Genomic DNA, 15,010 nt, shown 5'->3' on the forward strand with positions numbered 1-15,010 from the left:
TCACCAGGCCTGGCCGCGACGTTTGAGCTCCAGCCGTCGCACAAACTCTTCCAGTACCAGTGAATACAGATCGTCCTGCAAATAAGCGTCTTCGATGCCGGCGTCGAGGTTCGGGTTGTCGTTGACCTCGATCACCACCACCTTGTCGCCAGCCTGTTTAAGATCCACGCCGTAGAGGCCGTCGCCAATCAGGTTCGCGGTCTTCACCGCCAACTCCACCACCGCACGCGGCGCTTCATGAACGGCCATAGTGCGGCACTCGCCGTTGATGTCCTGGCCCTTGGCCTTGTGGTTGTAGATTTGCCAGTGACCCTTGGACATGAAGTATTGGCAGGCAAAGATCGGCTTGCGGTTAAGCACGCCGATGCGCCAGTCGTACTCGGTGTAGAAAAACTCCTGGGCCAGCAGCAACACCGAGTGTTCAAACAGTTCTGCGGTGGCCTCAAGCAGCGCCTGCTGGCTTTCAACCTTGATCACCCCACGGGAAAAACAGCCGTCGGGAATCTTCAGCACCAGCGGAAAGCCGAGGCGCTCGCCGACCCGTTCGAAATCTTCCGGTCGTTCCTTGTAGAGGATTTCGGTGGCAGGCATGCCCAGTTGATGGCTGTTGAGCAGGTCGGTCAGATAAACCTTGTTGGTACAGCGCAGAATCGACGTCGGATCGTCCATCACCACCAGCCCTTCGCTTTCAGCCTTCTTGGCGAAGCGATAGGTGTGGTTGTCGACGCTGGTGGTCTCGCGAATCAGCAAGCCGTCGTACTCGGCGAGCCGCGCATAGTCCTTGCGCTCGATCAGCTCGACATCGATGCCCATGCGCTTGCCGACTCGCACGAAATTCTCCAGTGCCTTGGGGTTTGACGGCGGCAGCGCTTCCTGCGGATCGTGCAGGATCGCCAGGTCATAACGCGCTACTTGTGGCGAGCGCGGCACCCGCCAGACTTTACGGCTGAAACCGTCCAGTGCATTGGCGAACTGATCTTCCTGATCGTCACGCAACTTGTGCAAGGCGCCAGACTTTATGCCTTCGATGTGCCAACCGTTAGTTCGACGAAACTCAACTAACAAAATCGGACACGGGAACACTTCAAACAACTGACGGGCCAGATCCTGCAGCGGCTCGATATGCGTGTTGCCGAAATAAAGTGTCAGGGTGAAACCTTCGGTATCACTGTACAGATGATGACTGAGCGCTTTTTCCAGGGTTTTATCCAGGTCATCCAACGCCAGCCCGTACAGTGATTTTCTGGTCAGTTCGCTGATGGTGCGTACCGAGGGAATCACCTTGTGCCCACGGGCTTCCGCCAGCAGCGAGCAGTAGTAACCGTGCCCCAGGTACTTGTAACTGCGGCACAGATTGATCACCTGCACGCGCTTGCCCGGCTCACTGTCACGGGTTTGCTCAAGGTATTCCTGCGCGGTGACGATGTCCTCGCTAGGAAAGTATGAGGCCCAGTCTTCCTTGCGTTCGACGATGATCAACACTTGACTGGAAGTTCTGATGACTGAATTTAAAAAAGTTGCCGCCGGCAAACTTTGCTCGGATACTTCGCGCCAATGACCCTGTACCGCTGACATAGAGATTGATCCGTTGGAGAACAAGACCATTTCTATTAAGCACGAAGTTTTTCGAAAGTCCCGTTTCGTTACGCAACTTTTACGGTGGTCATATGAAGGCTGTTTTTCGTTTGGCGGTAGTTGAAGATCTGCCGGCGCTGCTGGCTCTGGAAATGCAATGTTTCACCACCGATCGGCTGACCAGCCGCAGCTTCCAGTGGATGATCACCCGCGCCCATGCGCAGTTGCTGGTGGCCGAACATGAGGGGCAATTGCTCGGCTACGCGCTGGTGCTGTTTCATCGCGGCACGTCGCTGGCGAGGCTGTACTCCATCGCCATTGCCAGCGAAGCGCGGGGCATCGGTTTGGGCAAACAGTTGCTGCAACGTATCGAGGCCTGCGCGGTGGAGCACGATTGTGCGTACTTGCGCCTGGAAGTGCGCATCGACAACCCCGCCGCGATTGCCCTGTACGAGCGCAACGGCTATCGGCGCTTTGCGCTGATTCACGATTACTACGAAGACCATGCCGACGCGCTGCGTCTGGAAAAGCGCATCGTGCAGCACCGTGATTCACTCGGCATCAAGGTGCCCTACTACCCGCAAACCACCGAGTTCACCTGTGGCCCGGCATGCCTGTTGATGGCCATGGGCGCGCTGCAACCCGGGCGTTTGCTGGAGCGGCGTGAAGAACTGCAACTCTGGCGAGAAGCGACCACCGTGTTCATGACCTCGGGTCACGGCGGCTGCAGCCCGCAGGGTCTGGCGCTGGCGGCATGGCGCCGGGGCTTTCGCGTACGTTTGCAGTTGAGTATGGCCGGGCCGTTGTTTCTCGACGGCGTGCGCGATGAGCATAAAAAAGACGTCATGCGCCTGGTGCATGAGGAGTTCAGCGCGCAACTGCAGGAGACCGACATCGAACGGATGATTGGCGCCCATCTCGATCTGCCGCGCCTGCTGGGGACTGGCGGTCAGCCTCTGGTGCTGATCAGCAGCTATCGCCTGACCCGCTCCAAGTCACCGCACTGGGTGGTGGTTACCGATTGCGACGAAGATTTTGTGTACCTGCATGACCCCGACGTCGATCACAGCCAGCATCGTCAGCCCATGGATTGCCAGCACGTGCCGGTCAGCCATGGGGAGTTTGAGAAGATGAGCCGGTTTGGGCGAGGGAAATTGCGCGCGGCGGTGGTCTTGTCACCTCGATAAGTCTTCGCGCTCAGAAACCCGTGGCGAGGGGGCCTGCCCCGCTGGGTCGCGGAGCGGCCCATGTTTTAACCAGGCCTGCTTCACAGGCGAACGGGGGCAAGCCCCCTCACCACAGGATTATCCGCCTGCCAGGACGAGGGTTACTTCAGGCCGACCTTGTACAACGAGCCATTGTCCTCATCCGTCAGCACATACAGATAGCCATCCGGCCCCTGCCGCACGTCACGAATTCGCTGCTTCAGATCGCCCAGCAAGCGCTCCTCGTGCACCACCTTGTCTCCTTCAAACTGCAACCGGATCAATTCCTGACTGACCAGCGCGCCGATAAACAGATTCTGCTGCCAAGGCTTGAAGCGATCGGCATCGTAGAACGCCATGCCGGTAACGCCGGGTGACTTCTCCCAGACATGGTGCGGATCAACGGCACCCTCGACACTCTTGCCCTTGGCTTCCGGAATCGGTTGCAGGGAGTAGTTGATGCCGTGGGTCGCCAGCGGCCAGCCGTAGTTCTTGCCGCGTTCGATGATGTTCACCTCATCGCCACCACGGGGACCGTGTTCGTTCTCCCAGAGTGTTCCGTTCCATGGATTGAGCGCCGCGCCTTGCGGGTTGCGATGACCGTATGACCAGATTTCCGGACGCACGCCGGACTGCCCCACGAACGGGTTGTCATCCGGCACCTTGCCATCGGGGAAGATGCGCACCACCTTGCCCTGCAGTTTGTCGAGATCCTGCGCGGTAGGCCGGTCGTTGTTTTCGCCCAGGGTGATGAACAGGTAACCGTCGCGGTCGAACACCAGCCGTGAACCAAAGTGATTGCCGGTCGACAGTTTCGGCTCCTGACGGAAGATCACCTTGAAGTCGTTCAAGGTGCGCAGGTCGTCCGAGAGCCGTCCACGGCCCACCGCCGTTCCGGCCTTGTCCCCGGCGCCACCGCCCTCGGCGTACGACAGGTAGACCAGCCGATCCTGCTTGAAGTCCGGCGACAGCACCACATCGAGTAAACCACCCTGCCCCTTGGCCCAGACCTTGGGCACGCCGATGATAGGCTCCGAACGTTTGCCGTCGGCACCAATCACCCGTAGGGCGCCCGGACGCTCGGTTACCAGCATGCCTTGGCGATCGGGCAGAAACGCCAGTGCCCAGGGATGTTCGAGACCCTGGGTAATGGTCGTGACCTCAAGGGTGCCCTGTTCGCTTTGCAGCTCTTTGGGAGCAGTGGCGAACACCGGAGCGCTGACCAGCGCGCCGGCGCACAGCGTGGCTAGAAGGGTTTTACGCAACATGCACGATTCCTTTTGTTCGTCTGAAAGGCTTGCAGGCGCTCAGGCCTGGCGTTCAACGGTTGCTGTCTCCGTCTCGTGGAGGTGGGTTGGGAATGAATTTCGGCGGCGTACTCGGTACTGAACGTTGCTGCTGGCCATTGCCGATGCCGCCGTTGCCGACCGTTGGCGTGCTCGGCACCGGCACCGTGCCGGGCCCGCGAATCACCGGCGCACTGGGCTGTGTGCCCTGCATGCTGTTGGGATTGGCCCGGCGGATCGGGCTGTTGTAGGGATTGTTGTTGGTGCCCGTGGGACTTTGCGCCAGCAACAGCGGCGCGGACGGTGCCCCGACATCAGCATGCGCCAGACCTGCCCCAAAAAGCAGAACGATGATGCCTAGCGGAATTCGGTTCATGGGTCAGCCTCACGATGCACAGGGGATAGAGCCTTCGAGTCCACGCTACGCCGCCGGTTCGGATTTGTTAACCCATGGCCTTTAAACAACATGTAACACGGCTTGACCAGAACCCTTGGGGCCCACGCAATCACTGGAAACTTTCGCCGCGCGCCGCAGGTCACCTGATCATCACTCGGAGAACTGACCATGGCTCGGGCAATCTGGAAAGGCGCGATCAGCTTCGGACTGGTACACATCCCCGTCGCGCTGGTGTCGGCAACGTCCTCGCACGGTGTCGACTTTGACTGGCTGGACAGCCGCAGCATGGATCCGGTGGGCTATAAGCGGGTCAACAAGGTGACCGGCAAGGAAGTCACCAAGGAGCACATCGTCAAAGGCGTGGCCTATGAAAAAGGTCGCTACGTGGTGCTCAGCGAGGAAGAAATCCGTTCAGCACATCCGGTATCGACCCAGACCATCGACATCTTTTCGTTCGTCGATGCCGAGCAGATCCCGCTACAGAACATCGACACGCCCTACTACCTCGCCCCGGACAAACGCGGCGGCAAGGTCTACGCGCTGCTGCGTGAAACCCTGAGCAAAACCAACAAGGTCGCCCTTGCCCGTGTCGTTCTGCACACCCGGCAATATCTGGCTGCACTGATGCCGCTGGAATCGGCGCTGGTGCTGGTCAAATTGCGCTGGCCGCAGGAAGTGCGCGGTCTGGATGAACTGGAGCTGGGCAGCGAGGTGACCAAGCCGCAACTGGCCAAGGGCGAGCTGGATATGGCCAAGCGCCTGGTGCAAGACATGAGCGGAGACTGGAGTCCCGAGGACTACAAGGACGAATTCGAAGACAAGATCATGGCCCTGGTCGAGAAAAAGGCCCATGAAGGCAAGATCGAAGATGTCGAGACGGTGGGTGGCGAGGAAGAGCGCAAAACGGCGGATGTCATCGATTTGACCGAGTTGCTCAAACGTAGCCTGGGCGGCAAAGCGCCGGCCAAGACCCGGGCGAAAGCCAAGCCGGCCAGCAAGGCTGCACCGGCGAGAAAGACCAAAAAAGCTTCTGGGGAATAGTCAGATGCGGTTCCTGTCAGGAAGTGGACAGGTTGGCTTTGAGACACTCTTCGCGAGCAGGCTCGCTCGCACATTTGGAATGCATTTCTTTCTGAGGGAATGTAACCCTCAGGATTAATCATCCGCTGTGGAAGCCAGCCTGTTGGCGATGCGGTCAGATCAGAATGAAGATCGCCAGCAAACCGCCGAAGATCGCCCACTTTTCCATGTAATAGCGGGCGCGATTACGTTTTTTCAGCTCTTTGCCACGCAGGCGGACTTTGTAGATCCTGGTGAACAGCCGGTTGATCCCGCCGGTACGGTCGCCCGCATCGTTTGGCGCACCGGCCGCCGACATCACGGTGCGGCTGAACCAAGCGTTGAACGCCGCCGCCCAGCGGTATTTCATCGGGCGCTCGATGTCGCAGAACAGGATGATGCGGTTCTTGTCGGTGGTGTTTTCGGCGTAGTGGATGTAGGTCTCATCGAACATCACCGCTTCGCCGTCGCGCCAGTGATAGCTCTCGCCGTCGACATTGATGTAGCAACCGGCGTCGTCCGGCGTGTCCAGCCCCAGGTGGTAGCGATAGGAGCCGGCATACGGGTCACGGTGACGCACCAGTTTCGAACCCGGCGGCAGCTCGGCGAACATTGCAGCCTTGATCGACCCGATGCTCTGCACCAGCTCGGTGGTCCGCGGGCACAGCTTCATCGCCGACGGATGGCTCTCGCCGTACCACTTGAGGTAGAAACGTTTCCAGCCACTTTTGAAGAACGAGTTGAAACCGACGTCATCGTACTGATTCGAGCGCTTGATCTCACCGGCGCGCAGCAGATCCTGACCCTCCTGGCGAATTTCTTCCCAGTGCGCCTGCAACGGGCTCAGGTCCGGAAACTCCGATGGATCGAGGTACGGCTTGTTCGGCTTCTTCGAAAACAGGTAGAGGAAGCAGTTGATCGGAGCCAGAAACGTCGAGTGATCGCTCAGTTGACGGCCCAATTTGTGACGCACACGACCACGAAGGTGAACGTATGCAATCGAAATGACATAAATAGCGGCAATGATGAGTTTCACGGAAATCGTCACACGTCAAAAGTGAACAAACTGCGCGCCTGCCGGCCGGAGGCCCAGGGTCTGATGCAGTGGCATGAATACAAATACTGTCCCGGTGGCACTTCCTTGAGCCCATGCCGTTAGCGGCTCTTGGGTTATCGGATGGCATTTTAGCCATACTTTGTAACCAATGGTGAACCTCATCTGTGAAAAACTGTCCGCTGAATCTGCCAAACGGCAGTCGCGGCGTCATCGCCCTATCGTTTAAAGCGCCAGACCAGTACAATCGCCGCCAAACTTTACGCGCCCCCCTTGGTTGATGCCGGGACTCTCCCCGCCTCAGCGCACTTTGACTCGGGCCAAGCGCTCCGGCCGCACCCTCGCTACTCAGAATGCTTCGCAGGAAAAACTCTTGATTTCTACAGCTAACATCACGATGCAGTTCGGCGCCAAGCCGCTGTTCGAAAACGTTTCGGTCAAATTCGGCGCGGGCAACCGCTACGGTCTGATCGGCGCCAACGGTTGCGGCAAGTCGACCTTCATGAAAATCCTCGGCGGCGATCTCGATCCGTCCGGCGGTCAGGTCATGCTCGAGCCGAACGTGCGCCTGGGCAAGCTGCGTCAGGACCAGTTCGCCTACGAAGAATTCACCGTGATCGACACCGTGATCATGGGTCACGAAGAGCTGTGGAAGGTCAAGGCAGAACGCGACCGCATCTACTCGCTGGCGGAAATGTCGGAAGAAGACGGCATGGCCGTGGCCGAGCTGGAAACCGAGTTCGCCGAGATGGACGGCTACACCGCCGAATCCCGCGCCGGTGAGCTGCTGCTGGGCCTGGGTATCGGCATCGAGCAACATTTCGGCCCGATGAGCGAAGTTTCGCCAGGCTGGAAGCTGCGCGTATTGCTGGCTCAGGCACTGTTCTCCGATCCGGAAGTGCTGCTGCTCGACGAACCGACCAACCACCTGGACATCAACACTATTCGCTGGCTGGAAAACGTCCTGACCCAGCGTAACAGCCTGATGATCATCATCTCTCACGACCGTCACTTCCTGAACAGCGTGTGCACACACATGGCTGACCTGGATTACGGCGAGCTGCGTCTGTTCCCGGGCAACTACGACGAGTACATGACCGTGGCGACCCAGTCCCGCGAGCAACTGCTGTCGGACAACGCCAAGAAGAAAGCGCAGATTTCCGAGCTGCAATCGTTCGTCAGCCGCTTCTCGGCCAACGCCTCGAAAGCCAAGCAGGCCACTTCCCGTGCCAAGGCGATCGACAAGATCCAGCTGGCCGAGGTCAAGCCTTCCAGCCGTGTCAGCCCGTTCATCCGGTTCGAGCAGAACAAAAAGCTGCACCGTCAGGCCGTCATGGTCGAAAAGATGGCCAAAGGTTTCGACGGCAAGCCACTGTTCAAAGACTTCAGCTTCCAGGTTGAAGCTGGCGAGCGCGTGGCGATCATCGGCCCGAACGGTATCGGCAAGACCACCCTGCTGCGCACGCTGGTCAACGAACTGACGCCGGATGCCGGTAGCGTCAAGTGGACCGACGCCGCAGAACTGGGCTACTACGCTCAGGATCACGCTCACGACTTCGAAGACGATGTGACGCTGTTCGACTGGATGGGTCAGTGGACGCAGGGTGAGCAGATGATTCGCGGTACTTTGGGCCGCATGCTGTTCTCCAACGACGAGATCCTCAAGTCGGTCAAAGTGATTTCCGGTGGTGAGCAAGGTCGCATGCTGTTCGGCAAGCTGATCCTGCAGAAGCCGAACGTGTTGATCATGGACGAACCGACCAACCACTTGGACATGGAATCGATCGAGGCGCTGAACCTGGCGCTGGAAAACTACCCGGGCACGCTGATTTTCGTCAGCCACGACCGTGAGTTCGTATCGTCCCTGGCCACGCGCATCATCGAGCTGAGCCCGGATGGTGTGACTGACTTCAGCGGCACCTACGATGACTACCTGCGTAGTCAGGGTGTTGTTTTCTAAAGGTCGCTACACACCTTTAGCTGCAAGCTGGCATTGAAAAGCCCTGTCTGTGTGACGGGGCTTTTTGCATTTCAGGGGCGAACGATTTGTCGGTGCGACCGCCTTCGCGAGCAAGCCCGCTCCCACAGGGGACCACACTCCAAATGTGGGAGCGGGCTTGCTCGCGAAGAGGCCCTCGAATACACCTCCAGCGCCAGGAAAAATAGTTAGCCTGCTTCCTTTTATTCCAGCGCCAAGCGATGATGCCGGCTCTCCTACCGCCGCCCGCGAACGAGCCCTCATGTCTGCGCAGCAACAGCCCCCGCAAAGCTCCATGGCGATCACCCTGCAGATCGTTTCCATCGTTTTCTATACCTTTGTTGCCTTCTTGTGCATCGGCCTGCCGATTGCCGTGTTGCCCGGCTATGTGCACGAACAACTGGGGTTCAGCGCGATCATTGCGGGACTGGTGATCGGCTCACAGTACCTGGCCACCCTGCTCAGCCGACCAATGGCCGGGCGCATGTCGGACACCATCGGCACCAAGCGCGCGATTGTTTACGGGTTGTCGGGGATCGTGCTCAGTGGGCTGCTGACGCTGCTGTCGACGCTGCTGCAGGACTTCCCGTTACCGAGCCTGCTGATTCTGATCGCCGGGCGGCTGTTGCTCGGAGTCGCGCAGGGCTTGATCGGGGTCGGCACCATCAGTTGGTGCATGGGCCAACTCGGCGCCGAACACACGGCGAGGTCGATCGGCTGGAACGGTATTGCTTCCTATGGCGCGATTGCGATCGGCGCGCCATTGGGTGTGGTGATGGTTGCCGATTACGGTTTTGCCAGCCTCGGCGTCGCTCTGTCGGTATTGGCGGCGGGCGCTCTGGTGCTGATCCGCAATAAACCCTCGGTGCCGGTGGTCCGCGGCGAGCGGCTGCCTTTTTGGGCGGTGTTCGGGCGCATTGCACCGTTTGGCGCCAGTCTGAGCCTGGCATCCATCGGCTACGGCACGCTGACCACCTTCATCACCCTCTATTACCTCAATCGGGGCTGGAGCGGCGCCGCGTACTGCCTGACGGTGTTTGGCGTGTGCTTCATCCTCTCGCGGTTGCTGTTCATTTCAGCCATCAGCCGCTTTGGCGGGTTCAACTCAGCCATCGCCTGCATGACCATTGAAACCGTCGGCCTGGTGCTGTTGTGGCTGGCGCCGTCCACCGCGTTCGCGTTGCTCGGTGCGGGATTGGCCGGTTTCGGCCTGTCGCTGGTGTATCCGGCGCTGGGGGTTGAGGCGATCAAGCAGGTACCCAATTCCAGCCGGGGTTCGGGGCTGGGGGCGTATGCGGTGTTCTTCGATCTGGCGCTCGCGATTGCCGGGCCGCTGATGGGCGCGGTGGCGTTGAACCTGGGGTATTCGTGGATTTTCTTCAGCGCGGCGCTGTTGTCGGTGATCGGGCTGGGATTGACCTTGTTGCTCAAGCGCCGGGCAAGTTTTCAAGACTGAAATACATTGTCCCTTGTGGGAGCGGGCTTGCTCGCGAAAGCGGTGTATCAGTCACCTGATGCACTGACTGACACGGCGCTTTCGCGAGCAAGCCCGCTCCCACAGGGGGGAATTGAGTCGTTCACTGATCGGCGGTCTGCATCCCCGCCCGGCTCGGTTTGCCAAGCGTACGCGAAAAGAACTGTCCGGCTTCGGAAATCAGGTTGCGATGGATGTCTTCGCGATCCACACCGTCGGCGTCGGTACACAGCGCCGGCATGGCGCGGATCTGCTCTTCGTTGCACGGCGCCATGAACACGAAGTGCCCTGCCCCGGCAAGCAATTTGAAGTCCGGCGCAGTCGGCAGCTTGCGCGCCAGCGCCGCAGCATTCTTGTCGAAGGCCACCAGTTTGTCGCCATCGCCGCTGTACAGCAGCACCGGCACATGCACATCCGCCAGGGTGTGACGACCGAACTTCAGGCTCAGCGGTGCCATCAGCAACAACGCATGCACGCGCGGATCGGCTACGGGCTGTAAGTCATCCCGATCGACGATCAGCTCGCCCTGGGTGTTGCAGGCATCGCGGTCGTCCGGGCGTTCCTGGCAGTAACGGCGCAAACGATCCAGGTCCGGCTGCGCGCCGGAAAGGATCAACGCGGTCTCGCCGCCGGCCGAATAACCGATCACTCCGACCTGATCGGCGTTGACGAACGGCGACAGCATCGGGTCGCCGAGGGTGGCGGTGATCGCTTCGGAAATCTGGATCGGCCGTCCATACAGATTGCTCAGGGTGCCGAGCCGGCTGTGATCCTTGGAGTTGTCGCCGGGATGAATCACCGCCACCACCACAAAGCCCTTGCGTGCCAGCGAAGTGGCGAGGTCATGCAGCGCGATGGGGGTGCCGGTGTTGCCGTGGGACAACATCAGCATCGGGAAGCGGCCAATGGCGACCTTGGTGTCGGCGCCGGCCTCGACGGTGTAGCCCTCAAGCAGGCTGGTGTGTTCGCGGTCGCTGGAGGGATAAAAGGCGATGGCGCGCATCGGCTGCAGATCCAGAGGATCGAGGAACGTCATCTCGTGATATCCGACGCTCCAGACAGGGTGACGCCCGGGCGCGGCATGCACTGAACCGAGGCTGCCGAGCAGGCAAATCAGTAACGTTGCACAAAGACGCATCATCGGATGGCCCACCCTGTGTTACTCAATCGAAAGATCCTTCGTGTTCCGACGCCCGAAACCCCGTGGTTCGGTGATCCGGCGCGGCGTTGCACTCAGACGTTGATCGTTTGACTGCATAACCCGGGCCAGATTATGCAACAGTCAGAAACAAAAAACTCCGCATCTGGCCCTTGCAGAACCAGAATACAGAGTTTTTTGGGAGGCTACCTGAACGGCAGCTGGTCTTTACGCAATGCTTACGCAGCAGCGAACAGTTGCTCGCTGATCTTCGCCTGAGCAGCGCTCATCGCGTTGTTGCGCACTTCATCACCGTAAGCGAGGCCTTCGGCACGGACGATTTCGATGTCGGTGATGCCGAGGAAGCCCAGAACCAGCTTCAGGTACTCTTCGTGAGCGATGCCGCTCGCCTGACCGGCGTGGATGCCGCCGGAGGTGGAGACGATGACCACTTTCTTGCCACCGCACAGGCCTTCAGGCCCGGCTTCGGTGTAGCGGAAAGTCTGGCCGGCAACGGCCACGCGGTCGATCCAGGCTTTGAGCTGGGTCGGTACGGTGAAGTTGTACATCGGTGCGGCAATAACGACGGCATCAGCAGCGATGAATTCAGCCAGGGTCGAAGCGCTCAGTTCAGCTTCATGCTGTTGTGCGGCGTTGCGCAGCTCAGCAGTGGTGCCGGCGGCGACCAGGGTGGTCGACGAGAAGTGGCTGATGGCGTCGGCGGCCAGGTCGCGATAGGTCACGACGGCGGCAGGCTCGGCGGCTTGCCAGGCTTTGACGACTTGACTGCTCAACTGACGGGAAGCCGAGTTGTCGCCCAGAATGCTCGAATCGATGTGCAGCAGTTTCATGTGGAATCTCCTGGAAAGAATCGCCGGCGGCGACGGAATGGAGACAATCCTACGGAAGAAACCAATAGCTGATTAGCCGCCGACAATGCGATAGTTCGTCCCACTGATAGAACGGTGGACTTTTCATGCAGGATCTCAACGATCTCTACTATTTCGCCAAGGTCGTCGAGGCCGGTGGCTTCGCGGCGGCCGGGCGTTTGCTGGGCATTCCCAAATCACGCTTGTCACGGCGCATTGCCGAACTCGAAGAGCGTCTGGGCGCCCGCCTGCTGCAACGCACCACCCGCCAACTGAACCTGACCGCTGTCGGTGAGCGTTACCTGCGTCACTGTCAGGCGATGTTGCTTGAAGCGGAAATGGCCGACGAAGCAGTCGCGAGCATGTCCAGCGAACCGCGCGGCCGCTTGCGTGTGTCGTGCCCGACCGGCCTGGCGCGAGAAATGTTGCCATGGGTGATCAGCGAATTCCTCGGCAAATTCCCTCAGGTGCAACTGGAGGTGGTGCTGCTCAATCGCCGGGTGGATCTGGTCGCTGAAGGGTTCGACGTGGCACTGCGCGTGCGGGAACTCGGCGATGAAGATCCGTTGCTGGTAACCCGTCGTCTGCGGCAGGCGCAAATGGTGGTGGTTGCCAGCCCGACATTTGTCGAAAGCAAAACAATCAGCCACCCGCAGGACCTGAAGAACCTGCCAGTGCTCGGCGCGCTGGAAGCCGACCGTATGGTGCACGTACGCTTGCTCGATCAACAGGGCAACAGTGTCGAACTGAACATGGAAGCGCGGCTGGGCATCGATGACTTCATCGTACGCAAGGCCTGTGTGCTGGCCGGCCAGGGCTTTACCCTGCTGCCGATGATGTATTGCGAAGCCGATCTCGAAAGTGGCGCGCTGGTGCAATTGCTGCCCGAGTGGTCGTTGCCTGGCGGCTGGTTGCAGGCGGTGTATCCGCATCGGCGCGGGGTGATGCCGGCGGTGCGGGCGTGGATCGACCATCTGGTCGAATCGTTCAATGCGTGTGGGGAGCGACTGTTATGACCAAGGGAAAAATGAACGAAGCGGATGTCGCCGCCTTCTGCCTGGCCTTGCCGGGCGCGCAGGAGGATTACAAATGGGGGGGCGTGCGGGTGTTTTCGATCGCCGGCAACAAGATGTTCGCCTTGCAGGGGCTGCGCGGGGATTCGTTGGCATTCAAGGTCGACAAGGATCTGTTTCTCGGCCATTGCGATCGCCCGGGCATTCAACCGGCGCCTTATCTGGCGCGGGCGCAGTGGATCATCATGCATCCGCCCTACCCGCTGGGCGCCGAGGAGCTGCAAGGATTGCTGACGCGATCGCATCAGTTGGTGGTGAGCAAGCTGCCAAAGAAAACCCAGGTTGGATTACTGCTTTGACACCATCTCTGTAGGAGTGAGCCTGCTCGCGATGGCGTCGTATCTGTCAAAGAGATGTCGACTGATACACCGCTATCGCGAGCAGGCTCACTCCTGCAGGGGATTTGTGGTGCTTTAGAACAGTGAAAGCAGGTTCGAGCCGATAAACAGCTGATCGATCCAGAACACCTGGTGCAATGCCACGATCGCCCAGAACAGAATCTGAAATGACACCTTGCGCGTCTTGTGCCGGAACACCTGTTGGGCGATCAGCGCGCCGGGCCAGTCGCCCGCCAGTTCCAGTGCGTGCAGGATGTTCTCCGGGGTGCGCCATGCATCGGCGCGCGCCTTGCGCTTGTCCGCCCAGTACATGAAGAACGTCAAGACGCTGACCACACCGTAGGCGGTCAGTGGCACCAGCGAGATCCCGCGCAGCCACATCGACAGCGAGCCGAATGCCGGCAATGCGCAGACGATCAGCAACACCGCCAGTTTCAGTTTCAAATGCTGAATGCCGCCACCGGACGGGCGTCCGTCCGGGCGACGCGCGCGTGAATCACTCATGCCTTGGCCGCCGACCAGTCCACCCAGCCGAACTGCCAGGTCGCCAGAATCACCAGTCCGAAGACAATCCGGTACCAGGCGAACGCTGCGTAGCTGTGGCTGGCAATGAACTTGAGCAGACCGCGCACGGCGATCATCGCGAAGATGAACGCGGTGATGAAACCGATGGCGAACACCGGGAAGTCTGCCGGCACGAACAGATGACGATATTTGTAACCGGAATACACCGCCGCACCGACCATGGTCGGCATGGCCAGGAAGAACGAGAACTCGGTCGCAGTCTTGCGCGACAGGCCGAACAGCAGACCACCGATGATCGTCGAGCCGGAGCGCGAGGTGCCAGGAATCATCGCCAGGCACTGGGCGAACCCGACTTTCAGCGCGTCCTTCCAGGTGATCTCGTCCACGGTTTCGGCATGTACCTCATGCTGCCGGCGTTCGGCCCACAACATGATCACCCCGCCGATTACCAGCGCGGTCGCAACGGTGATCGGGTTGAACAGGTATTGGTGGATCAGATCGGCAAATATCACCCCCAACACCACTGCCGGCAGAAAGGCGATCAGCAGATTGGCAGTGAAGCGCCGCGCACTCGGCTGGGTCGGCAAGCCCATCACCACGTCGAGAATCTTGCGACGAAATTCCCAGACCACCGCCAGGATCGCGCCGAGCTGGATGATGATGTTGAACGCCATGGCCCGTTCGCCGCCGAAGTCGAGCAGGTCGGCAACAATGATCTGGTGTCCGGTACTGGAAATGGGCAAAAACTCCGTCAGCCCCTCTACAACTCCAAGAATCAGTGCCTGCAAGGCGGTCCAAAGATCCATCAATCCCCCAAAGAGCGATGCACGCCGGCATGCCCCGATAATATTTTTCTAACGTTCACTGCGTTCAGCGTAGCTGTTTGTTGCTGTACCGATTCCGCGCGCACAGGATCCACACGAAACGGTCAAAATTCCGTGAAATATCAACTTGGATTCAGGTTTTCATGCGCGGGGCCGAAATCCTAACAGACAAGCCTTAATAGTGCTGCGGCGTTATACGACTTGGGTCGCGTATG

General features: G+C 59.6%; 14 protein-coding genes. 6 read left to right on the forward strand and 8 right to left on the reverse strand.

Annotation, left to right across the window (positions count from 1 at the left end):
* The gene (locus AC0J41_RS13085) at nt 1-1,575 is read right to left on the reverse strand and encodes a RimK family protein (protein WP_473015855.1); all 1,575 of its coding nucleotides are present in this window, start codon (nt 1,573-1,575) and stop codon (nt 1-3) included.
* 92 nt (nt 1,576-1,667) lie between these two features.
* On the opposite strand from AC0J41_RS13085, the gene rimI reads away from it, so the two are divergent.
* Nucleotides 1,668-2,762 (forward strand): ribosomal protein S18-alanine N-acetyltransferase, encoded by a 1,095-nt coding sequence (gene rimI, locus AC0J41_RS13090; RefSeq protein WP_473015856.1) that lies wholly within the window; start codon nt 1,668-1,670, stop codon nt 2,760-2,762.
* A 140-nt stretch (nt 2,763-2,902) separates the two neighbouring features.
* Here the strand turns inward: rimI and AC0J41_RS13095 are convergent, their stop codons facing one another.
* On the reverse strand, nt 2,903-4,048 hold the full coding sequence (locus tag AC0J41_RS13095; protein ID WP_473015857.1) for a PQQ-dependent sugar dehydrogenase: 1,146 nt from the start codon (nt 4,046-4,048) through the stop codon (nt 2,903-2,905).
* A 52-nt stretch (nt 4,049-4,100) separates the two neighbouring features.
* On the reverse strand, nt 4,101-4,442 hold the full coding sequence (locus tag AC0J41_RS13100; protein ID WP_025109565.1) for a hypothetical protein: 342 nt from the start codon (nt 4,440-4,442) through the stop codon (nt 4,101-4,103).
* A gap of 189 nt (nt 4,443-4,631) precedes the next feature.
* Between AC0J41_RS13100 and ku the strand changes: the two genes are divergently transcribed.
* Nucleotides 4,632-5,504, forward strand: a complete 873-nt coding sequence (ku, locus tag AC0J41_RS13105; protein ID WP_473015858.1) for a non-homologous end joining protein Ku — start codon at nt 4,632-4,634, stop codon at nt 5,502-5,504.
* 154 nt (nt 5,505-5,658) lie between these two features.
* Here the strand turns inward: ku and lpxO are convergent, their stop codons facing one another.
* Complete coding sequence (lpxO, locus tag AC0J41_RS13110; protein ID WP_473015859.1) at nt 5,659-6,558, reverse strand: lipid A hydroxylase LpxO; 900 nt, start codon at nt 6,556-6,558, stop codon at nt 5,659-5,661.
* Between the two features lie 391 nt (nt 6,559-6,949).
* Between lpxO and AC0J41_RS13115 the strand changes: the two genes are divergently transcribed.
* Complete coding sequence (locus AC0J41_RS13115) at nt 6,950-8,536, forward strand: ABC-F family ATPase (protein ID WP_025109562.1); 1,587 nt, start codon at nt 6,950-6,952, stop codon at nt 8,534-8,536.
* 280 nt (nt 8,537-8,816) lie between these two features.
* A complete protein-coding gene (locus AC0J41_RS13120; RefSeq protein ID WP_473015860.1) occupies nt 8,817-10,010 on the forward strand; it encodes an MFS transporter in 1,194 nt (397 codons plus the stop codon).
* 121 nt (nt 10,011-10,131) lie between these two features.
* Here AC0J41_RS13120 and AC0J41_RS13125 read toward each other — a convergent pair whose 3' ends face one another.
* Both AC0J41_RS13125 and AC0J41_RS13130 read right to left on the reverse strand, forming a co-directional pair.
* The gene (locus tag AC0J41_RS13125; RefSeq protein ID WP_025109560.1) at nt 10,132-11,169 is read right to left on the reverse strand and encodes an alpha/beta hydrolase family protein; all 1,038 of its coding nucleotides are present in this window, start codon (nt 11,167-11,169) and stop codon (nt 10,132-10,134) included.
* A 236-nt stretch (nt 11,170-11,405) separates the two neighbouring features.
* Nucleotides 11,406-12,017: an FMN-dependent NADH-azoreductase gene (locus AC0J41_RS13130; protein ID WP_025109559.1), complete on the reverse strand. Its 612-nt coding sequence runs from the start codon at nt 12,015-12,017 to the stop codon at nt 11,406-11,408.
* Nucleotides 12,018-12,142: 125 nt separating this feature from the next.
* Between AC0J41_RS13130 and AC0J41_RS13135 the strand changes: the two genes are divergently transcribed.
* Both AC0J41_RS13135 and AC0J41_RS13140 read left to right on the forward strand, forming a co-directional pair.
* Complete coding sequence (locus tag AC0J41_RS13135; RefSeq protein WP_473015861.1) at nt 12,143-13,051, forward strand: LysR substrate-binding domain-containing protein; 909 nt, start codon at nt 12,143-12,145, stop codon at nt 13,049-13,051.
* Nucleotides 13,048-13,407, forward strand: coding sequence for an MmcQ/YjbR family DNA-binding protein (locus tag AC0J41_RS13140; protein WP_473015862.1), 360 nt, complete (start codon nt 13,048-13,050; stop codon nt 13,405-13,407). The genes AC0J41_RS13135 and AC0J41_RS13140 overlap by 4 nt, the downstream gene beginning before the upstream one ends.
* Before the next feature lie 114 nt (nt 13,408-13,521).
* Here AC0J41_RS13140 and AC0J41_RS13145 read toward each other — a convergent pair whose 3' ends face one another.
* Nucleotides 13,522-13,950 carry a DUF1294 domain-containing protein gene (locus tag AC0J41_RS13145; protein WP_473015863.1) on the reverse strand — a complete coding sequence of 143 codons (429 nt, stop codon included), beginning with the start codon at nt 13,948-13,950 and terminating at the stop codon, nt 13,522-13,524.
* Nucleotides 13,947-14,777, reverse strand: a complete 831-nt coding sequence (locus AC0J41_RS13150) for an undecaprenyl-diphosphate phosphatase (RefSeq protein ID WP_025109555.1) — start codon at nt 14,775-14,777, stop codon at nt 13,947-13,949. Before AC0J41_RS13150 ends, AC0J41_RS13145 begins: the two co-directional genes overlap by 4 nt.
* Nucleotides 14,778-15,010 lie beyond the last annotated feature (233 nt).

It is taken from the genome of Pseudomonas sp. Arb-4-2C (genome assembly GCF_055755015.1).